This is a genomic window from Brevundimonas sp. FV1ye7S, from assembly GCF_058680995.1.
Genome location: NZ_CM178726.1, coordinates 2,725,639 through 2,745,646, shown reverse-complemented (window position 1 = coordinate 2,745,646; position 20,008 = coordinate 2,725,639). Strand labels below are relative to the sequence as shown.

Here is a 20,008-nt window from a genome sequence, read left to right as displayed (position 1 = left end):
CCCTCCGGCGCATCTCTGAGCGACCGTGTGTCGCGGCTAGATGGGCGAGGTTTGGGTCCGGCTCAAGGGGATGAGCGGAGGTTTTAACGCTCCCAATCCCCGACCGCCGCCTGCCACAGGGTCATGGCGGCGATGGCGGCCGTGTCGGCGCGCAGGATGCGCGGGCCCAGAGAGACCGCCGTGGTGAAGGGCAGGGACCGCAGCCGTTCGCGTTCTTCCGGTGAGAAACCGCCTTCGGGGCCGATCAGGATGGACCACGGACCCTGGCCCGCGGCGGTCATCGCGGGCATCGCCGGGGCGCCGCCGGTCTCGTCGCAGAACATCAGCCGGCGTCCCGCCTCCCACCCGTCCAGCAGGGCGTCCAGTTTCACCGGATCATCGACCGGGGGCACGTCCAGCCGCCCGGTCTGTTCGGCGGCCTCTTCGGCGATGGCGTCCAGCCGGTCCAGGCGGATGCGGTCGGCGTTGGTCCGTTTGGTCAGGACCAGCCGCACCCGGCGCGCCCCCAGCTCTGCGGCCTTCTCGATGATGGTCTCGACCCGGGCCTTCTTCACCACGGCGACGATCAGCTCCAGGTCGGGGCCATAGGCCTGGGGCCGCGCCTGTTCCTCGGCGCGCAGGATGACGCCCTTCTTCAGGACTTCGGCGATGGTGCAGCGCCATTCGCCATCGCGGCCGTTGAACACCAGCAACTCGTCCCCGAGCTTCAGCCGCATGACCTGGGTCAGGTAGCGCGACTGGTCGAGGGTGGGGGCGACGGGGGATCCTGCCGCCAATGCGGCCTTCACGTGCAAACGTATCATCTCAAATCCGCTCATCCCCGCGAAAGCGGGGACCCAGTGAGAGCCTCAGAACAGGTCATCGAACAGATCGCGCCAGCCTGGGTTCGACCGTTCGATCAGCTCCATTTCCAGACGCGGTTCCATTTCTTGATCCGGCGCTCGCGCACGAACGCCGCGTGGCGTGTCGGATGCGCTTCGAACCAGACCAGATTGGCGCAGCCATACTTGGCGGAAAAGCCTTTGAACAGTTTGTCCCGATGCTGGGCGGTGCGCAGGATGATGTCCTCGGTCGAGCCGGTGTAGAGGGTTCCGTTGCGGCGGCTGGCGACGATGTAGGTGAAGAAGGCCAACGGCGTGCATCCCGAAAGCACTGGGTCCCCGCTTTCGCGGGGATGAGCGGAAGGAGGGTTTCAGCTATCGTCAGCCTGGGCCGAGGCTAGGGCCTTTGCGGCCTTGCGCTCACCTTTCCAGAAGGCGCGCTTGGCCCATCGAAGGTGTTTCCACCATTCGTTCGGAGGCGTGAGAATGTCCTTCTTTACGGTTGCCACCCCGCAGCCATAAATCATTGTTCGCCGTGTGTCGCCTGCCTTTACAACGTCCGCGCGATCAGCAGCTTCATGATCTCGTTCGTGCCGCCGTAGATGCGCTGCACCCGCGCATCTTTGTACAACTGGGCGATGGCGTATTCGTTCATATAGCCATAGCCGCCATGCAGTTGCAGCATCTCGTCAATGGTCTCGCCTTGGATATCGGTGACCCAGTATTTGGCCATGGAGGCCGTGGCGGCGTCGAGCTGGCCCTTCAGGTGCAGGCCGATACAATGGTCCACGAAGACCTTGGCGACGGTCAGTTTTGTCTTCACCTCGGCCAGTTTGAACTGGGTGTTCTGGAAGTCGATGACCCGCTTGCCGAAGGCCTTGCGTTCCTTCACGTAGGCGATCGTCGCCTCAAGCCCGCGCTCGGCGGCGGCGACGCCCTGGACGGCGATGTTAAGACGTTCCTGGGGCAGTTGCTGCATCAGCTGGACGAAGCCCTGGCCCTCGGCGCCGCCGATGATGTTGTCGCCGGGGACCTTCACGTCGTTGAAGAACAGCTCGGAGGTGTCGTTCCCCTCCATGCCGATCTTGTGCAGGTTCCGGCCGCGTTCGAAGCCTTCGGCGCCGTCCGTTTCGACCACGATCAGGGAGGTGCCCTTGGCGCCCTCGGCCGGGTCGGTCTTGGCCACGACGATGATGAAGTTGGCCAGCTGGCCGTTGGTGATGAAGGTCTTGGAGCCGTTGACGACATAGCCGTTGCCGGACTTGACCGCCGTGGTCTTGACGCCTTGCAGGTCGGAGCCCGCGCCCGGTTCGGTCATGGCGATGGCGCCGACCAGTTCGCCGGACTGGAGCCGGGGCAGCCAGCGCGCCTTCTGCTCCTCGGTGCCGTAATGCCAGATGTAGGGGGCGACGATGGCGTTGTGCAGCGAGATGCCGAAATGGTCCGCGCCCTTCCAGCCCAGCTGGCGCATCAGCACCACCTCGTGCCGATAGTCGCCGCCCATGCCGCCGTCTTCTTCCGGCATGGACAGGCCCAGCAGGCCGTCGGCGCCGGCCTGGCTCCACAGGTCGCGCGGCACGGACGAGTTGGCGATCCAGGACTGGACCTTTTCCGGCGGCGCGTGCTCCTCGATCCATTTGCCGACGCTGTCGGAGAAGAGGACAATCTCCTCTTCACGCATGAAATCGGGGTCGGGGCTGTTGAGGATGTTCATGAGCGTTTCCTGGACGTCTCCCTCCCCGTCCGGGGAGGGGGGCCGCGAAGCGGCCGGGTGGGGACGGCAGGGTGAGCGGGCTCGGTCTTTGTGTCGCCGAGCCCTCCCCACCCGGTCGTCGCTGCGCGTCGACCGCCCTCCCCCGAGGGGGAGGGAGAGGTTAGCGCCGGCTCAGAACGCTTCGGCCGGCATGGCCATCAGCACGTCCGCGCCGGTCTTCAGCTTGGCCAGGTGGGCGCCGGCGTCGGGCAGGATGCGCTCGACGAAGTAGCGGCCGGTCTGGAGCTTGGTGGCGTAGTAGGGGTCGGTCGAGCCGGCCTCGACCTGGGCTTGCGCCACCTTGGCCATCTGCGCCCACATATAGGCCAGGGCCGTCAGGCCGAAGACGTTCAGATAGTCGGTCGAGGCGGCGCCGGCGTTGTCCGGGTTGGCCATGCCGTTCTGCATCAGCCACATGGTGCCTTCCTGCAGCTTCTTCTTGGCGTCGGCCAGGCCGTCGACGAAGGGCTTGATCGCCTCGTTCGCGCCGTTCTCGGCCACGAAGGCGTCGATCTCGCCGAACCAGGTCATGATGGCGCGGCCGCCGTGGGCCGGCAGCTTGCGGCCGACCAGGTCCAGCGCCTGGATGCCGTTCGTGCCCTCGTAGATCATGGTGATGCGGGCATCACGCAGATACTGGCTGGCCGGGAAGTGTTCGGTATAGCCCGAACCGCCGTGGACCTGCATGGCCAGCGAGGCGACGTGGAAGCCCTTGTCGGTCAGATAGGCCTTCAGCACGGGCGTTAGCAGGCCCATGTAGTCCTTGGCCTTGGTTGCGACGGCCTCGTCTTCCGACTTCTCCAGATCGGCGTGCAGGGCGGTCCACAGGATGAAGGCCTGGCCGCCTTCGACGAAGGCGCGGGCCTCCAGCAGCATGCGGCGCACGTCGGGGTGGACGATGATCGGGTCGGCCGGGCCTTCGGGGTTCTTGGGTCCGGTCAGACTGCGGCCCTGCAGGCGGTCCTTGGCGAACTCGGCGGCGGCCTGATAGGCGGCGGTGCCGATGGCCAGGCCCTGCAGGCCGGTGCCCAGGCGGGCCTCGTTCATCACCACGAACATGTTGTTCATGCCGCGGCCTTCCTCGCCCAGCAGCCAGCCCTTGGCGCCGTCATACTGCATGACGCAGGTGGCGTTGCCGTGGATGCCCATCTTGTGCTCGAGGCCGGCGCATTCGAGGGTGTTGCGCTCGCCCAGCGAGCCGTCCTCGTTGACCAGATATTTGGGCACGACGAACAGGGACAGGCCCTTGATGCCCGGGACCGCGCCTTCGATGCGGGCCAGAACCGTGTGGATGATATTGTCCGAGAAGTCGTGCTCGCCGGCCGAGATCCAGATCTTCTGGCCGGTGATCGAATAGGAGCCGTCGCCGTTCGGCACGGCCTTGGTGCGGACCATGCCCAGGTCCGTGCCGCACTGGGGCTCGGTCAGGTTCATGGTGCCGGACCATTCGCCCGAGACCATCTTGGGCAGGTATTTGGCCTTGATCTCGTCCGAGGCGCTGGCGTGGATGCCGGCATAGGCGGACGACGTCAGGCCCGGATACATGGAGAAGGCGGCCGAGGCGCCGGCGGTCATCTGACCGAAGGCCGAGGCGACGATGCTGGGCATGCCCTGGCCGCCGTAGGCCGGGTCGGCGGCCAGCGCCATCCAGCCGGCTTCAGACATGGCCTTGTAGGCTTCCTTCCAGCCCTTGGGACCGGTGACGACGCCGCCCTCGGACCAGTGGCAGCCTTCCTTGTCGCCCGGATTGTTGATCGGGGCGATGACCTCGTCGGCGAACTTGCCGCCTTCTTCCAGAATCTGGCCGACCAGGTCCGAAGACACGTCCTGGAAGCCGGGCTGGTTGGTGTAGCGGTCGATCTCCAGCACTTCATTCAGGATGAAGGTGAAATCGCGGACGGGCGACTTGTAGGCCATGGGTCAGGCTCTCGCTTTGAAGGGGTGATGGTCGTGGTTGAGGCGTGCGCGCAGCAGCTTCTCATAGTCTTCCGCGCCGGGCAGCAGGTCCGGCCGGTGTTCGCCCAGCTTGGACTCCATCCAGGCGCAGGCGTCTTCCGCCGTCTGGATGGCGCCTTCGATGTCTTCCAATTGCTGCTTCAGGGCGGCGATCTGGGCGCGGTGGCGTCTCAGGGCCACCGCCATCTGGTGGACGTTGTGATCCTTGCGGTCATACAGGTCCAGCATCTCCTGGATTTCCTGCAGGGTGAAGCCGATGCGGCGGCCTCTCAGGATCAGTTTCAGCCGCGCGCGGTCGCGGGAATCATAGACGCGCGTCTGTCCCTTGCGGGCCGGCGTCAGCAGACCCTTGTCCTCGTAGAATCTGAGGGCGCGGGCCGTGGCGTCGAACTCGCGGCACAGCTGGCGAATGGAATAGGTGCGGTGATCGTCGGCGGTGGCCATGCGGGCACCATAACTTTACGTGCGCGTAAAGGAAAGGCTTTACGTGCGCGTAAGGGTAAGCTTTCGCCGAGATGGACGGCAGGCAAAGAAAAGCCCGGAGCCAGGGGGGAGAAGGCTCCGGGCGCGACACACCGGGACAGGAGGGGGGAGAGGGTCCCGGCGATCGATCTTCAGGGGCGGGTCAGGCCGTGCGGCGACCCAGCAGAACCGGGATGGTGAAGCCCAGCAGAATGAGGTTGACCACGGCCAGGCCGATGTCCTGGCTGAGGGCGTGGATGATCAGCATGGTCGATTCCAGCACGATCAGGCCGGCGGCCGAGGTCAGCAGCAGGGGGCGGCCAACGCGCCAGGAGATCAGCGGGGCCAGAACGCCCAGCGCCAGCACCAGCTCGACCACGCCCATGCCGCGCACCATGTTCTCGGGTGCGACGGCGGGCCAGCCCATCAGGGTGATGAGGTTGGTCATCGGCTCCGTCAGCTTGGCGTAGCCGGCGGCGATGAAGAACATCGCGATCCAGCCCTGCAGCGTCCACAGGGTGATGTTCTTGTAGGCGGCGCGGCTGCGGGCCTGGGCGACGGGCAGATGGGTTGTGGTCATCGGGAGGGGCCTGATTGGTAACAGTTGCGATATCGGATTGAGCGGCTCCGTTCGCAAGGGGGTATCTAGAGACCCTTTCGTCATTTGTCATCGGGCGATGACATCAATTGATGACATCGGCTGATGACTTTGTGTTTCAGGGGCGGCGCGAGTGGCCCGATTCGCGCCGCCCCTGCAACGGGTTCTGACGATATTTCAGCCGATCAGGGTTCTTCCGATTGGGGTCCCGGCGTCTGGACGATCAGGTCGCCGGGCTGGCAGTCCAGTTCGCGACACAGGGCGTCCAGGGTGGAGAAGCGGACGGCGCGGGCCTTGCCGGTCTTGAGGATCGACAGATTGGCCAGGGTGACGCCGACGCGGTCGGACAGTTCGGTCAGGGACATGCGGCGTTCGAGCAGCAGCCGGTCCAGCTGGATCATGATCATGGCGCGCCTCTCAGACCGTGGTCAGCTGTTCGTCGCGCATGGCCGACCCCTGGCGGAAGACCTCGGCCAGGATGAAGACCACCAGTATGCCCAGCCAGGATCCGAGGTCGAAATCATAGTCGGAAGCCGACTGGCCGATGGCCTGGGGGGCGACGATGGACAGCATCAGGGCGGTCAGCTGAATACCCAGCAGGCCGAAACCCACGGCCTGGAGCCGTTTGACATTGGCGAACTCGAAGGCGTCGCCCTGGTTCACCGAAAGCAGGATGCGCCGCAGCCGGTTGATGATCCACCAGGTGAAGCCGCAGGCGAGGAAGCCGCCCAGAATGGTGAGGCGTTCAGCCAGGCCCAGAGGGGTCGTCGGGTCGCTCGGCGCGTCCCTCAAGCCGTCGATCAAGCCGGCGGCGAAGTCGGGCGAGACGAGGCTGATCAATAGGGCGCCGCCCGCAGCCACGGTCGCCAACATGACGAAGACATTCAGGAAGCCAAGCAGCCACCGCAGCGCGCTGGCGGCCGAATATTTGCCTACGAGTTTCATCCGATAGCCCTCCATTGGGTCGCCCTCCGCGACACTTGGCGACTATCGATATGGATTTATCGATAAACGGGCAAGAAAATTATCGATAAACGAGATGAAGCTTTCGTAAGGTTCGGCTCAGGCGGTGAAGCCCCAGGCGGTGCGGGCGGCCTCCAGCCGCGCCAGCTTGGCCTGGAACGGCCCCCAGTCGTCGGCGGCGTCGATGGCGGCCCAGATCGTCTCGACCTCGTCGATCAGCATCTCCTCCGGCTCGCGGGCGGCGAACATGGGATGTTCCAGCCGTTCGATCCGGTCGGGCTCATGTTCCATCAGGGCGAAGCGGAAAACGTCGAAGGCCTCGCCCTGGTACAGTCTGGCGCGCGGCCCCGACAGGGCGCGGGCCGAGGAGGCGAAGCCGCCGAACCAGTCGAAGAACAGAGGCTCCCAGCGCAGGGCCTCGCCGCCTTCCCGCAACAGGGCCAGGGTCGCATCGACCAGCCGCTGGTCCGCCGCCTCCCCCAGGCTGAGCACGCCCAGCCGCATCAGGAAGGCGGCGCGCAGTTCGCGGATATAGGCCGGGCCGAAACTGTTCAGGGCGTCGGTCAGGGGCTCGGCCCCGGCGACCAGTTTCAGACAGCCGGCCAGTTGCGTCAGGTTCCAGAACACCGCCTCGGGCTGGCGCGCGAAGGCGTAGAGGCCGGTCTGGTCGAAATAGGCGGCGGTGAAGGCCGGGTCGTATTCGGGCAGGAAGCGCCAGGGGCCATAGTCGAAACTCTCGCCCGTGACGTTCAGATTGTCGGTGTTCAGCACGCCATGGACGAAGCCGGCCGCGATCCAGCGGGCGGTCAGTCGGGCCGAGGCCTCGACGACGGCGCGCAGCAGGCCGGGCGCGTCCCCGGCGGCGACCGTCGGGTGATAAAGAGTGCGGACGTGTTCGATCAGGGTCTCGATCTGATCGGCGCGACCCAGATAGGCGGCGCGCTGGAAGGTTCCGAAGCGGATATGGGAGTGTGACAGGCGCACCAGCACGGCCGAACGAGTCGGCGACGGCTCGTCCCCCCGCTCCAGCGCCTCGCCAGTCTCGATCAGGGAGAAGGCCCGGCTGGTGGGGACGCCCTGGGCCTCCAGCATCGCGGCCGCCAGCACCTCGCGCATCCCGCCCTTCAGCGTCAGCCGCCCATCGCCGCCGCGCGACCAGGGCGTCTGACCCGAGCCTTTTGTTCCCAGGTCGAGAAGTCGACCTGGGGCGCTATCACTCGCGACGTGGTCGCTCGTTGCTTGAGCGCGCGGGGTTTCGCGCATCTGCGCGGCCAGGAAGCCGCGCCCGTCGCCCAGGTCGGGATTGTACTGGCGGAACTGGTGCCCGTGATAGCGCATGGCCAGGGGGCCGGGCTGACCCGGCAGGGGCGCGAACCGGCCGAAGGCGGCGATCCATTCGGCGTCGCTCAGCCCCTCCAGCCCCACATCCGCGGCGGCGCGGTCGTTGCGGAACCGCAGCACGGCCTGGGGAAAATCGGCCGCCTGGACGGCGTCGGCGAAATCGGGGCCCAGATCGAAGACGCGCGCTTCGGGGCGATAGGCGGGGGAGGGGGGCATGGGGGCTAGGTGCGACCGCCGCATCTGTTTCGCAAGTCGCCTATGGTGACGGTTTCGGTTGAACCTCTGGGCCCATGCCGTATTCTTGTCGGCAGACATCAGGCCGCGCTTGCGGCCAGGCCGGCGCCGTCTTCACACGATGAAGCGGCGAACCCGGTCCGACGCCCGTCGATAACCTGGCGTCACGACAGCTCATCCTTTCGATCGGAGGCCGCCGTGGCGCGCAAACTGACTCTCGACTTCCTCAAGACCGAGGCCGCGTCCGGCTCGGCCCTGGCCCTGGCGGCCATCGCGGCGGTGCTGGTGGCCAACTCGCCCTGGTCGGCGGACTATTTCACCTGGCTGAAGAGCTATCATGTGCTTCAGATCGGTCCGATCCGGCTGGAGGAATCGATCTCCGACTGGATCAAGGAAGGCCTGATGGCGATCTTCTTCCTCGTCGTGGGGCTGGAGATCAAATACGAGATCGTGCGCGGCGAGCTGAGCGATCCGCGCAAGCTGGCGACGCCGGTGCTGGCGGCTATCGGCGGCATGGCCGGGCCGGCCGCCGTCTATCTGCTGTTGTCGGCGACGATGGGGGCGCCCCATGCGGGCTGGCCCATTCCGCTGGCCACCGACATCGCCTTCGCCCTGGCCATCTTCGGCTTCGTCGGCAAGGGCCTGCCGTCGTCGCTGCGGGTCTTCCTGCTGACCCTGGCCATCGTCGACGACCTGGGGGCCATCGCCCTGATCGCGGTCCTGTTCAGCGAGGGGGCAAACTGGGCGCCGCTGTTCTGGGCCCTGGGCCTGATCGCCGTGGGCGGCCTGGTGGCGCACCGGATCCGGATCCCGACGCCCTTCTGGGTGCTGGGCTTTGCGGCGGTCTGGTATCTGACGGTCCTGTCGGGGCTGAGCACCTCTCTGACCGCTGTGGCCTTCGCCATGATCGTGCCGATCGCGGCGCGCAAGGAGGATCACCAGAGCCCGCTGAAGGAGGCGATGCACGACCTGCATCCGTGGAACGCCTTCCTGGTTCTGCCCCTGTTCGCCTTCGCCAAGGCCGGGGTCTCCTTCGCCGGCCTGACGATGGACCAGGCCTTTGCGCCCCTGGTCGTCGCCATCGCCCTGGGCCTGTTCTTCGGCAAGCAGATCGGCGTGCTGGGCATGGCCTGGCTGGCCTCGGCCCTTAAGATCGGCGCCCGGCCGACCGACGCCACCTGGCTGCAGGTCTATGGGGTGTCGCTGCTGTGCGGCGTGGGCTTCACCATGAGCCTGTTCATCGGCGTCCTGGCCTTCCCCGGCGCGGTCGATTCGCCCGAACAGGTCGAGGTCAAGCTGGGCGTCATCGGCGGCTCGATCCTGTCGGCCGTGGCGGCGGCTGTCGTGCTGGGTCTGGCGGGCCGGACCCGGCCGAAGGTCGGGGGCGAATAGCCCCCGATTTCGCTGCGAAAGCCGCGACTGCGGTGCAAAAACTGACCTAGCGTAAGCGTTTTCTGTCTCTTCCTTGTCACAGGAAGGTCGAACTGCGGCGAAAAATCGTCGCGGGTAACAACGCTCGCTTGTAGCTCACGCCCAAGCGGGCTTAGCCTCTGCGGTACTGAACGCGTCTCCACGCAGAGGCGCGTCGATTGGGAACTAGGAAACGCTGCGGTCTCGCTCCGCGTGACCGGGCTTCAGAGCCGGGAGGACGCTTTCATGCGCCACACTAACCGCTATCTCCGGACCACCGTGTCCGCCGCCGTCGTCGGCGCCGCCGTGTTCGGCTTCGCCGGGATCGCCGCCGCCCAGGAGGCGCCCACCAGCGTGGACGACATCATCGTCACCGCCCAGAAGCGCGAACAGAGCCTGCAGGACGTGCCGATCGTGGTCACGACCCTGTCGCAGGAAGTGCTGGACGGCGCCGGGGTGCAGGACATCAAGGATCTGCAGATCCTGACGCCGGGCATGACCGTGACCTCGACCCAGTCCGAAGCCTCGACCACGGTCCGTATCCGCGGCGCCGGCACCGTCGGCGACAACCCCGGTCTGGAATCCTCGGTCGGCGTCGTGATCGACGGCGTCTATCGCTCGCGCAACTCGGTCGGCTTCGGCGACCTGGGCGAACTGAGCCGCATCGAGGTGCTGAAGGGGCCGCAAGGCACCCTGTTCGGCAAGAACACCTCGGCCGGGGTCATCAACATCATCACCGAACGCCCGTCGTTCGACCCGTCGGTTTCGGCCGAACTGACCGCCGGCAACTACGGCGCCATGGGCGGCTCGGTCTCGGCGACCGGCCCGCTCAGCGACATCATCGCCGGCCGCATCTTCGTGGCGCACCGCGAGCGCGACGGCTTCTATGACGTCAACGTCGGCGACGGCCCGCGCACCCTGACCGAGGACAACACCCAGGACTACTGGACCGGCCGCGGCCAGCTGCTGATCCTGCCCAGCGACGAGGTGTCGATCCGCCTGATCGCCGACTACACCAAGCGCGACGAATTCTGCTGCTCGGCGGTTCAGACCCGCGTCGGCCCGACCCAGGCCTTCATCGCCGCCCTGGCCGCGCCGAACGGCCCCGGCCAGCGGCCGCCCGTCGCCGGCTTCGGCACGGTGCCCTTCAGCCGCACCGCCTATTCGAACCGCGAGACGCCTCAAGAGATCGAGGACATGGGCCTGTCGGCGGAAGCCACCATCGACCTGCCCAGCCTGAACGCCACCCTGACGTCGCAGACCTCGTGGCGCGACTGGTCGTTCCAGCAGGGGATGGACCTGGACTATACGGGCGCCGACATCCTTCACCGCGAGAATGACGGGTCCAACGGCTACGGCGTCGACAACCTGACCCAGGAATTCCGTCTGGCCGGCGCGACGGACAAGTTCGACTGGCTGGTCGGCCTGTTCGCCACCAAGGAAGGCGTCTATCGCGACGACTCCTATTCCTACGGCGCGGACTACAACGGCTTCGCCTCCTTCCTGCTGACGGCGACCCTGCCGGCCGCCGTGGGGGGACCGAGCCCCAGCCGCCTGGGCTGTTTCACCAATCCGCAGGGCTTCCTGGTCACCGCCGCCGCGCCGAACACCCCGCTCTGCGTCGTCGGCGCCGTGGCGCCCAGCGCCGCCGCCCCGACCTTCGCGGCGGGCAAGGCCTATGAGGACCACTATTCCCAGAAAGCGGAGTCGGTGGCCCTGTTCACCAACAACACCTGGCGGGTGACGGAAGCCTTCGACCTGAACCTGGGCCTGCGCTACACCTATGACAGCAAGCGTCTGCTGGGGGTTCAGGACAATCTGGGAAGCAATGGCGCGGCCTGCGGCGGCGCCCTGGCGAACCAGAATCCGGCCAACCGCGCGCCGTCGGCCATCCCCGGCACCGTCAATGTGGGGACCCCGGCCGCGGCTGTGGGCCTGCTGTGCCTGCCCTGGTCGAACCCGCTCTATGACAATCGCCGGATCCAGGAGAAGTTCAGCGACACCGACATCAGCGGCACGTTCAAGGGCTCCTACCGGTTCAACGACGCCGTCATGGCCTACGCCTCCTATGCGCGGGGCTACAAGGGCGCGGGCTACAACATGGACCGGGTGCAGACGGGGGTGACGCCGGACGCCTCGCTGTTCTTCGACGCCGAGACGGTGGACAGCTACGAGCTGGGGGTGAAGACGACCCTGTTCAACCGCTCGATGCTGCTGAACCTCACCTACTTCGACCAGAAGTTCGAGAACTTCCAGCTCAACACCTTCCTGGGCACCGCCTTCGTGGTGGAATCCATCCCGGAACTGACCTCGCGCGGCGTTGACGCCGACATGGTCTGGTTCACCCCGGTCGAGGGCCTGATGTTCCAGGGCGGCGTTACCTATACGGACGCCAAATACAACGACTTCACCGCCGCCGACCTGTCGAGCCCCGGCCGCTTCCCGCAGCTGTCGCTGCTGCCGGGCGCCCGCGCCTCGTTCGCTCCGGAATGGTCGCTGACCGGCGCCCTGGCCTTCGACCGCTCGCTGGGCGGCGGCCTGCGCGGCGGGTTCAACCTGTCGGCCAAATATTCGACCGACTACAACACCGGTTCGGACCTGCTGCCGTACAAGGACCAGGAGGCCTTCACCGTCGTCAACGGCCGCATCACCATCGGGTCGGAAGACGAGCGTTGGACCGTGGACGTCTGGGGCCAGAACCTGCTGCAGGAAGAATACACCCAGGTCGGCTTCGCCGCTCCGCTGCAGGGCACGGCCATCGCAACGACCCCGGCCGTCATTACGCCGTCCGGTCCGTACGCTGGCACCTACTACAACCCCGCCACCGACACGGCGACCTACAACGCCTACCTGGGCGCCCCGCGCACCTGGGGCGTGACGCTGAAGGTCAAATACTGATCGTCCAGCCGCCCGGGCCGTAAGGCTCAAAGGGGGGAACGACGAAGGGCCGACCGGGAAACCGGTCGGCCCTTTTTCTTGGGTGATGGCGGGAGGGCGGGAACGTCTGGTCTCAGACGTGGCCCCTAGTTCGGCTTTCGACCCATTGCCGACATTGAGGGGGCAGGGCTATCTACGGCCATGACCTTGCTTACGGAACTCTCGCTCCGGCTGCCCATCATTCAAGCTCCCATGGCGGGCGTATCCACCCCAGTGCTGGCGGCGTCAGTTTCCAACGCGGGCGCGCTTGGGTCGATCGGTGTGGGGGCGACGAACTCCTCCGGGGCCGCGGCTATGATCGATGAGGTCCGCCGGCTCACGACTGCCACGTTCAACGTCAACGTCTTCGTGCACGCCCCCCCTCGGCGCGATCTGGATCGCGAGGCGACGTGGCTTAACGCGTTGAAGCCCCTGTTCGAGACGTTCTCGGCTGAGCTGCCGCCCTCCCTTACGACCATCTATCGCAGCTTCGCCGAGGACGATGACATGCTGCGGCTGATGATCGACAGGGCACCGCCGGTCGTCAGCTTTCACTTCGGCCTGCCTGACGAGCATAAGGTCAGAGCCCTTAAGCAGGCCGGATGCCTGCTGATGAGCACCGCCACCAGCCTAGACGAAGCGCTTGCTGCGAAACGCGGCGGCATGGATGCGGTCGTCGCACAAGGCTATGAAGCGGGCGGGCACCGAGGCGTCTTTGATCCCGACGGAGAGGATGCGCAGCTCGGAACGCTGCCGTTGACCCGCATGCTTGTCCAAAACTGTGGGCTGCCCGTCATCGCTGCCGGCGGCGTCATGGATGGGCGAGGCGTTCGCGCCGTCCTAGACCTCGGCGCCGTAGCCGCGCAGCTTGGCACCGCCTTCATTGGTTGTCCGGAGAGCGCGGCGGATGAAGCCTATCGAGCGGCGCTCCGAAGCGAGTCCGCGCACCACACGATTATGACCAAGGCGATATCCGGCAGACCCGCCCGCTGTCTCCGCAACGGCTTCACACGCTGGGGGATGACCGCCAGCGTCAGCGCACCCGACTATCCTGTGGCCTACGATGCCGGAAAGGCGCTGAACGCAGCAGCCAAGGCGACAGGTAACGGCGACTTCGGCGCCCAGTGGGCGGGGCAAGGAGCGCCGCTGGCGCGCAGCTTGCCCGCGGTCGACCTGATCGACACCCTGGAACGAGAACTGGTGGCGGCAGACTAAGGCCCGCTAACCACCCTTTGCGGACCCAATGAGGGTCCGCAAAGCCGATCGACCTCACTCCACCAACGGCGCCTGCCGCGGTTTCGCCAGTTCCCGCTGTCCCGCCGTCGAGCGGCGCAGGATGCGCCGCGCCCACTGGGCCACGTCGTCGACGATGGTGAAGATGGCGGGGATGTAGAGCAGGGACAGGAAGGTCGAGGAGATCAGCCCGCCCAGCACGGCGATGGCCATGGGCGAGCGGAACTGCACGTCGGCCCCGATGCCCATGGCGATCGGCACCATGCCCGCGCCCATGGCGAAGGTGGTCATCAGGATGGGGCGGGCGCGCTTGTGTGCGGCGTCCATGATGGCCTCGCGGCGCGGCATCCCGTCCTTCTCGGCCATGATGACATAGTCGACCAGCAGGATGGAGTTCTTGGCCGCGATCCCCATCAGCATCAGCACCCCGATCAGGGCCGACATGGAGAAGTTGGCGCCGCCGATGGCCAGGGCGATGAAGGCGCCGCCGATGGCCAGGGGCAGGGCCGCCATGATGGTGATCGGATAGGCGAAGCTTTTGAACAGCAGGGTCAGCACCGCATACATCAGCAGAATGCCCGAGGCGAAGGCGATGCCGAAGCCGGTCAGCATCTCCTGGATGAACTCCTCGTCGCCGGCCGGCACCTGGCGCACGCCGGCGGGCAGGTTCTGGACCGAGGGCAGGCGGTTGACCGCCACGCTCGCCGCGCCGGTGGTGATGCCGTCCAGTTCGGCGCTGATCGAGGCGATGCGCGACCGGTCCTGACGGGTGACGGTGGCCGGACCGGCGCCGAACTGGATGTCGGCGACGGCGCTCAGCGGCACCGAAGCCCCGCCCGTCGCCGGCACCCGCAGGTTCTCCAGCACGCTCAAGTCCTCGCGCGCCGCTTCGGTCAGCTGCAGCCGGATCGGGATCTGGCGGTCGCCCAGGTTATATTTGGGCAGGTTCTGATCGACGTCGCCGATGGTGGCGACCCGCACCGCCTGGGAGATGGCGCCGGCCGACACGCCCGCCAGGGCGGCCTCGTCCGGACGCGGCGTGACCAGGATTTCGGGACGCGCGATGGCGGCCGAGTTGACGACATTGGCCAGACCCGACACGCCGCGCATTTCTTCCTCCACCTTGCGCGCCGCGGCGTTCAGGGCGACGGGATCGTCGCTCAGGATCGAGAAGGTGTAGGTGGTGCCGTCGCCGGGGCCGCCGCCCTGCTGGCTGATGCCGGCGCGGATGCGGGCGCCGGGGATCTGTTTCATCTCGTCGACCATGACCCGCGCGAAGGCCTGCTGGCTCAGCTCGCGGTCGCCCTTGGGCACCATGTCGGCGTAGATATTGGCCTGGGTCACGTCCTGGCCGCCGACGGCGGCATAGACCGAGGTGACCTCGGGGCGGGCCTCCAGCTTGCGGGTGATCTGCTGCACCACGGCGTCGGTCTGGCGCAGGGTCGAGCCCGGCGGCAGTTCCACCTGGAAGGCCGCGCGCGCCGTGTCGCCGGGCGACATGAACTCGAACGACATCTTGGCCACGATCGAGGTCGCGATCGACCCGACCAGGAACAGGATGCCGATGATGAAGACCTTCCAGCGGTTGCCCAGGCACCAGTGCAGGGCCTTCAGATAGCCGCCCATCCAGAACGGGTCGCGATCCTCGTGGTGGGAGTGTTTCAGGATGAAGGCCGCCATCAACGGCGTCAGGGTCCGCGCCACCAGCAGCGAGAAGGCCACGGAGACACAGGCCGCCAGGGCGAAGGCCTTGAAGAACTGGCCGATGATGCCGGGCATGAAGCCGACCGGCGCGAAGACGGCGATGATGGTGGCGGTGGTGGCCACGACCGCCAGACCGATCTCGTCCGCCGCCTCCAGCGAGGCGTCATAGGGCGGTTTGCCGTCGCGCATGTGGCGGACGATGTTCTCGATCTCCACGATGGCGTCGTCGACCAGGATGCCGATGGTCAGGGACAGGGCCAGCAGGGTGACGACGTTCAGCGACTGGTCCAGCGGGCCCAGGATGGCGAAGGTCGGGATCAGCGACATCGGCATGGCCGTCGCCGCGATCAGGGTGGCGCGCCAGTCGCGCAGGAAGATGAAGACGATGATGACGGCCAGGACGGCGCCCAGCAGCAGGGCCTCCAGCGAGGCCAGATAGCTCTCTTCGATCTCCTCGACGCTGGCCGTGACCTGGCTGATGGTCAGCTCGGGATGGGCCTCGTCGATCTTCTTGACCTCTTCGCGGACCTTTTCGGCGACCTTGACCTCGGACGCAGTGCGCGAGCGCAGGAAGTTGAAGGTGACGGCCTCCTGGCCGTTGTAGCGGGCCAGGCGGCGCGGTTCGCTCCACTTGTCCTCGACCGTGCCCAGATTATCCAGGCGCACGGTCTTGCCCTCGCCCAGCGGCACCAGGGTCTCGCGCAACTGCGCCACCGAGGTGGCGGCGCCCAGGGTGCGGACGGCGCGCTCGGACCCGGCGATGGTGACGCGGCCGCCGGGCAGGTTGTTGTTGACGTTGGTCAGGGCCTGGCTGACCTCGGCCGCCGTGACGCCATAGGCGGCCAGCCGCTGCGGATCCAGCTCGACCCGCATTTCGCGGTCCACCCCGCCCGAGCGGTTGACCTGGCCCACGCCGCCCAGGGCCAGCAGGGCGCGGCTCATCTCGTTGTCGATGAACCAGCTGATCTGTTCCGGCGTCATGGTCGGCGAGCGGACCACATAGGTGATCAGGGCGTCGCCGGTGATGTCGATGCGCTGGACCCCCGGCTCCTGCATGTCCTGGGGCAGGCTGGCGCGCAGGCCGGTCATGGCGTTGCGCACGTCATTGGTCGCGCGGTCGGTGTCCGTGCCCAGTTCGAACTCGATCACCGTTGTCGAGACGCCGTCGCTGATGTTCGAGGTGATGTGGCGCACGCCCGACAGGCCGGCCAGCGAGTCCTCGATCAGCCGCGTGACCTGGACCTCCATTTCCGCCGGGGCGGATCCGGGGCGGGCGGCGGTGACATTGACCAGCGGGAAGTCGATGTCGGGGTTGGAGTTGATCCGCATCCCCATGAAGCCGACCACGCCGCCGAGGGTCAGCAGCAGGAACAGCAGGATGATCGGAATCGGGTTCTTGATCGCCCAGGACGAGATCTGGTTCATGGGTCGGTCCTACTTGGCCGCGGGCTGGGCGGCGGCGGGGCCAGCAGAACGGGCGCCGCCGGGGGCCTGGGCGACGTTGACGCGGTCGCCCTCGTTCAGGAAGCCGGCGCCGCTGACGATGACCTGGGCGCCGACATTGACGCCGGTGACGGCCGTCTGGGTGTCGGTCCGCGACAGGATGACGACCGGCTGGAAGTGAACCCGGCCGTCGGCGACCAGGGTGAAGACCCCCGGCTTGTTGTCGCGATACAGGACCGCGCCGGTGGGCACGGTGGTGGAGGGCTGGTCGCCGACGTCGATGTCGGCGCGGGCGAACATGCCCGGCCGCAGCTGGGCGCCGGGCGACAGCGAGATGCGCGCCAGGCCCAGGCGGGTGCTGGCGTTGACCTCGGGCGTGACGATCCGGACCGTGCCCGCGGTGGTTCCCGCCTCGCTGGAGGTCACGGTCGCCGACTGGCCGGCGCGAACCTGGGCCAGCTCGGTCTCGGGCACCTGGGCGTCCAGCTCCAGCCGGCCGTCGCGGACCATGCGGAACAGCTCGGTCCCGGCCGAGATGATCTGGCCCTTGGTCACGCTGCGGCTGATGATCAGGCCGGCGACGGGGGCGCGGATGGTGGCCTGGGCCAGATGGGTCTGGGTCTGGGCCAGGGTGGCGCGGGCGGCGGCCAGATTGGCGTTCGACGCCCGCTGGTTGGCCAGGGCGGTGTCCAGCGAGGCCTGAGACAGGAAGCCGCGCGCCTTCAGCTGCTGCGCCCGCTCCAGCGCCGCGTCGTCGCGCGCCACATTGGCTTCGGCCAGCTGCACCTGGGCCTGCTGCTGGCGCAGCTGGGCGCGCAGCAGGACGTCGTTCATCTGCACCAGGACCTGGCCCTGACGCACATACGAACCTTCATCCACATAGACGGCGACGGCGGTCAGGCCGCCGGTCTCGGCCGCGACCGGCACTTCCTCCCAGGCCGAGACGGTGCCCGAGGCGGTGACGGTGCGCCGCAGGTTGGTCAGGGTCACGGTGGCGGCGGTGACGGTCTGGCGCGAGCCGCCGGCGGCCTTCTCCTCGGTCTTCTCATCGCCATGTCCGCCGCAACTGGCCAGCAGGAAGGCCGACAGGGCCATGGCGCCGAGGTTGAGAGCGTTTCGGGTCGTCTTGGACACGGGGAGTTCCTCGGTTGCAGGCCCCGGCTCGCGCCGGTTATCGGGAGGCGCGACCCATACCGCGTCCGCGAGCCGTTCTCAAACGCGGATACATATTGTTGCAAAGCCTTAATCTAGCACGGCCAGCGGGCGCGGATCGCCGCGCCCGCTGGTCCCGGACCTCTACGCGTGATAGGGCCGCGCGGATGACGACTCCCCCTATCTCGAACATTCGGAACTTCAGCGTGGTCGCGCACATCGACCACGGCAAATCCACCCTGTCCGACCGACTGATCCAGTTCACCGGCGGCCTGACCGCGCGCGAGATGTCCGAGCAGGTGCTCGACAATATGGATATCGAGAAGGAGCGGGGGATTACGATCAAGGCGCAGACGGTGCGCCTGAACTACAAGGCCAAGGACGGGCAGGACTATGTCCTGAACCTGATGGACACGCCGGGCCACGTGGACTTCGCCTATGAGGTGTCGCGCAGCCTGGCGGCGTGCGAGGGCTCGCTGCTGGTCGTGGATGCGTCGCAGGGGGTCGAGGCGCAGACGCTGGCGAACGTCTATCAGGCCATTGATAACAACCACGAGATCGTCCCCGTCCTGAACAAGGTCGATCTGCCGGCCGCCGAGCCCGAGCGGGTCCGGGCCCAGATCGAGGACGTGATCGGCATCGACGCCTCCGAGGCCGTGCTGTGCAGCGCCAAGTCCGGCATCGGCATCGAGGACGTCCTCGAGGCCATCGTCACCAAACTCCCGCCCCCCAAGGGCGACCCCGACGCCCCGCTGAAGGCCATGCTGGTCGACGCCTGGTACGACCCCTACCTCGGCGTCGTCGTCCTGGTCCGCGTCTTCGACGGGGTGCTGAAGACCGGCATGCGGGTCAAGATGATGCGCAACGGCTCGACCCACCTGATCGACCGGGTCGGCGTCTTCCTGCCCAAGAACACCCCGGTGGACCAGCTGGGCCCCGGCGAGGTCGGCTTCATCACCGCCCAGATCAAGGAAGTCGCCCACGCCGCCGTCGGCGACACCATCACCGACGAGAAGAAGCCGACCGCCGAACCGCTGAAGGGGTTCAAGGAAGTCCAGTCGGTGGTCTTCTGCGGCCTGTTCCCGGTCGACGCCGCCGACTTCGAGGACCTGCGCGCCGCCATCGGCAAGCTGCGGCTGAATGATGCGTCATTCACCTACGAGATGGAATCCAGCGCCGCCCTGGGCTTCGGCTTCCGCTGCGGCTTCCTCGGTCTGCTGCACCTCGAGATCATCCAGGAACGGCTCAGCCGCGAGTTCAACCTCGACCTGATCGCGACCGCCCCGTCGGTGGTCTACAAGATCGGCCTGCGCGACGGCTCCGAGATCGACCTGCACAACCCGGCCGACCTGCCCGACGTGATGCAGATCGAGACCATTTCCGAGCCCTGGATCAAGGCCACCATCCTGACGCCCGACGAATACCTCGGCAGCGTCATCAAGCTGTGCCAGGACCGCCGCGGCCAGCAGATCGAACTGTCCTACGTCGGCGCCCGCGCCATGGTGGTCTATGAGCTGCCGCTGAACGAGGTGGTGTTCGACTTCTACGACCGGCTGAAGTCGATCTCGAAGGGCTACGCCTCGTTCGACTACGAGATCACCGAATACAAGGTCGGCGACCTGGTGAAGATGAACATCCTGGTCAACGCCGAGCCGGTCGACGCCCTGTCCATGCTGGTCCACCGCGCCCGCGCCGAGACGCGCGGCCGGGGCATGGTCGAGAAGATGAAGGAGCTGATCCCGCCCCACCTGTTCGTCATCCCGATCCAGGCGGCCATCGGCGGCAAGATCATCGCCCGCGAGACGGTGCGCGCGCTCCGCAAGGACGTGACCTCGAAATGCTACGGCGGCGACGCGACGCGGAAGAAGAAGCTGCTGGAGAAGCAGAAGGCCGGCAAGAAGAAGATGCGTCAGTTCGGCAAGGTCGAAATCCCGCAGGAAGCCTTCATCGCCGCCCTGAAGATGGACGAGGATTGATCACCCGCGCACCGCCCTCTCCCTCCCCCTGCGGGGGAGGGGCGTT

15 protein-coding genes are annotated in these 20,008 nt (G+C 67.0%); 4 read left to right on the top strand and 11 right to left on the bottom strand.

From position 1 onward, the window contains the following. Positions 1–83: 83 nt before the first annotated feature. The 9 genes from ACW18C_RS13350 to ACW18C_RS13310 form a co-directional block, all read right to left on the bottom strand. Positions 84–803 (bottom strand): 16S rRNA (uracil(1498)-N(3))-methyltransferase, encoded by a 720-nt coding sequence (locus ACW18C_RS13350; RefSeq protein WP_492071396.1) that lies wholly within the window; start codon positions 801–803, stop codon positions 84–86. A 95-nt stretch (positions 804–898) separates the two neighbouring features. Then, positions 899–1,132, bottom strand: a complete 234-nt coding sequence (locus ACW18C_RS13345) for a GIY-YIG nuclease family protein (protein ID WP_492071394.1) — start codon at positions 1,130–1,132, stop codon at positions 899–901. 239 nt (positions 1,133–1,371) lie between these two features. Beyond that, entirely contained in the window at positions 1,372–2,535 is a 1,164-nt protein-coding gene (locus tag ACW18C_RS13340; RefSeq protein ID WP_492071392.1) for an acyl-CoA dehydrogenase family protein, read from the bottom strand. A gap of 171 nt (positions 2,536–2,706) precedes the next feature. Then, on the bottom strand, positions 2,707–4,491 hold the full coding sequence (locus ACW18C_RS13335) for an acyl-CoA dehydrogenase C-terminal domain-containing protein (protein WP_008264142.1): 1,785 nt from the start codon (positions 4,489–4,491) through the stop codon (positions 2,707–2,709). Positions 4,492–4,494: 3 nt separating this feature from the next. Further along, positions 4,495–4,974: a MerR family transcriptional regulator gene (locus tag ACW18C_RS13330; RefSeq protein ID WP_008261152.1), complete on the bottom strand. Its 480-nt coding sequence runs from the start codon at positions 4,972–4,974 to the stop codon at positions 4,495–4,497. A gap of 181 nt (positions 4,975–5,155) precedes the next feature. After that, complete coding sequence (locus ACW18C_RS13325; protein ID WP_008263834.1) at positions 5,156–5,572, bottom strand: DoxX family protein; 417 nt, start codon at positions 5,570–5,572, stop codon at positions 5,156–5,158. Positions 5,573–5,775: 203 nt separating this feature from the next. Continuing rightward, a complete protein-coding gene (locus ACW18C_RS13320) occupies positions 5,776–5,997 on the bottom strand; it encodes a helix-turn-helix domain-containing protein (RefSeq protein ID WP_008264105.1) in 222 nt (73 codons plus the stop codon). Between the two features lie 10 nt (positions 5,998–6,007). Continuing rightward, positions 6,008–6,535: a DUF2975 domain-containing protein gene (locus ACW18C_RS13315; RefSeq protein WP_372705103.1), complete on the bottom strand. Its 528-nt coding sequence runs from the start codon at positions 6,533–6,535 to the stop codon at positions 6,008–6,010. A 117-nt stretch (positions 6,536–6,652) separates the two neighbouring features. Then, positions 6,653–8,110: a protein adenylyltransferase SelO gene (locus ACW18C_RS13310; RefSeq protein ID WP_492071388.1), complete on the bottom strand. Its 1,458-nt coding sequence runs from the start codon at positions 8,108–8,110 to the stop codon at positions 6,653–6,655. 216 nt (positions 8,111–8,326) lie between these two features. Here ACW18C_RS13310 and nhaA point away from each other — a divergent pair, with 216 nt between their 5' ends. The 3 genes from nhaA to ACW18C_RS13295 all read left to right on the top strand — a co-directional run bounded on the left by nhaA (position 8,327) and on the right by ACW18C_RS13295 (position 13,669). Beyond that, the gene (gene nhaA, locus ACW18C_RS13305; RefSeq protein ID WP_492071386.1) at positions 8,327–9,520 is read left to right on the top strand and encodes a Na+/H+ antiporter NhaA; all 1,194 of its coding nucleotides are present in this window, start codon (positions 8,327–8,329) and stop codon (positions 9,518–9,520) included. 264 nt (positions 9,521–9,784) lie between these two features. After that, the gene (locus ACW18C_RS13300; protein WP_492071384.1) at positions 9,785–12,436 is read left to right on the top strand and encodes a TonB-dependent receptor; all 2,652 of its coding nucleotides are present in this window, start codon (positions 9,785–9,787) and stop codon (positions 12,434–12,436) included. Between the two features lie 180 nt (positions 12,437–12,616). Continuing rightward, the gene (locus ACW18C_RS13295) at positions 12,617–13,669 is read left to right on the top strand and encodes an NAD(P)H-dependent flavin oxidoreductase (protein ID WP_492071382.1); all 1,053 of its coding nucleotides are present in this window, start codon (positions 12,617–12,619) and stop codon (positions 13,667–13,669) included. Between the two features lie 54 nt (positions 13,670–13,723). Here the strand turns inward: ACW18C_RS13295 and ACW18C_RS13290 are convergent, their stop codons facing one another. Both ACW18C_RS13290 and ACW18C_RS13285 read right to left on the bottom strand, forming a co-directional pair. Further along, the gene (locus ACW18C_RS13290; RefSeq protein ID WP_154726990.1) at positions 13,724–16,816 is read right to left on the bottom strand and encodes an efflux RND transporter permease subunit; all 3,093 of its coding nucleotides are present in this window, start codon (positions 16,814–16,816) and stop codon (positions 13,724–13,726) included. A 9-nt stretch (positions 16,817–16,825) separates the two neighbouring features. Then, positions 16,826–17,968: an efflux RND transporter periplasmic adaptor subunit gene (locus tag ACW18C_RS13285; RefSeq protein WP_492071380.1), complete on the bottom strand. Its 1,143-nt coding sequence runs from the start codon at positions 17,966–17,968 to the stop codon at positions 16,826–16,828. 185 nt (positions 17,969–18,153) lie between these two features. Between ACW18C_RS13285 and lepA the strand changes: the two genes are divergently transcribed. Then, complete coding sequence (gene lepA / locus ACW18C_RS13280; RefSeq protein ID WP_492071378.1) at positions 18,154–19,962, top strand: translation elongation factor 4; 1,809 nt, start codon at positions 18,154–18,156, stop codon at positions 19,960–19,962. The last annotated feature ends 46 nt before the right edge of the window (positions 19,963–20,008 follow it).

Coding starts and splice junctions, on each gene's coding strand:
- ACW18C_RS13330 (WP_008261152.1), bottom strand. CDS start 4,974: ATGGCCACCGCCGACGATCACCGCACCTATTCCATTCGCCAGCTGTGC.
- ACW18C_RS13335 (WP_008264142.1), bottom strand. CDS start 4,491: ATGGCCTACAAGTCGCCCGTCCGCGATTTCACCTTCATCCTGAATGAA.
- ACW18C_RS13300 (WP_492071384.1), top strand. CDS start 9,785: ATGCGCCACACTAACCGCTATCTCCGGACCACCGTGTCCGCCGCCGTC.
- ACW18C_RS13350 (WP_492071396.1), bottom strand. CDS start 803: ATGATACGTTTGCACGTGAAGGCCGCATTGGCGGCAGGATCCCCCGTC.
- ACW18C_RS13320 (WP_008264105.1), bottom strand. CDS start 5,997: ATGATCATGATCCAGCTGGACCGGCTGCTGCTCGAACGCCGCATGTCC.
- ACW18C_RS13290 (WP_154726990.1), bottom strand. CDS start 16,816: ATGAACCAGATCTCGTCCTGGGCGATCAAGAACCCGATTCCGATCATC.
- ACW18C_RS13325 (WP_008263834.1), bottom strand. CDS start 5,572: ATGACCACAACCCATCTGCCCGTCGCCCAGGCCCGCAGCCGCGCCGCC.
- ACW18C_RS13315 (WP_372705103.1), bottom strand. CDS start 6,535: ATGAAACTCGTAGGCAAATATTCGGCCGCCAGCGCGCTGCGGTGGCTG.
- lepA (WP_492071378.1), top strand. CDS start 18,154: ATGACGACTCCCCCTATCTCGAACATTCGGAACTTCAGCGTGGTCGCG.
- ACW18C_RS13295 (WP_492071382.1), top strand. CDS start 12,617: ATGACCTTGCTTACGGAACTCTCGCTCCGGCTGCCCATCATTCAAGCT.
- ACW18C_RS13310 (WP_492071388.1), bottom strand. CDS start 8,110: ATGCCCCCCTCCCCCGCCTATCGCCCCGAAGCGCGCGTCTTCGATCTG.
- ACW18C_RS13340 (WP_492071392.1), bottom strand. CDS start 2,535: ATGAACATCCTCAACAGCCCCGACCCCGATTTCATGCGTGAAGAGGAG.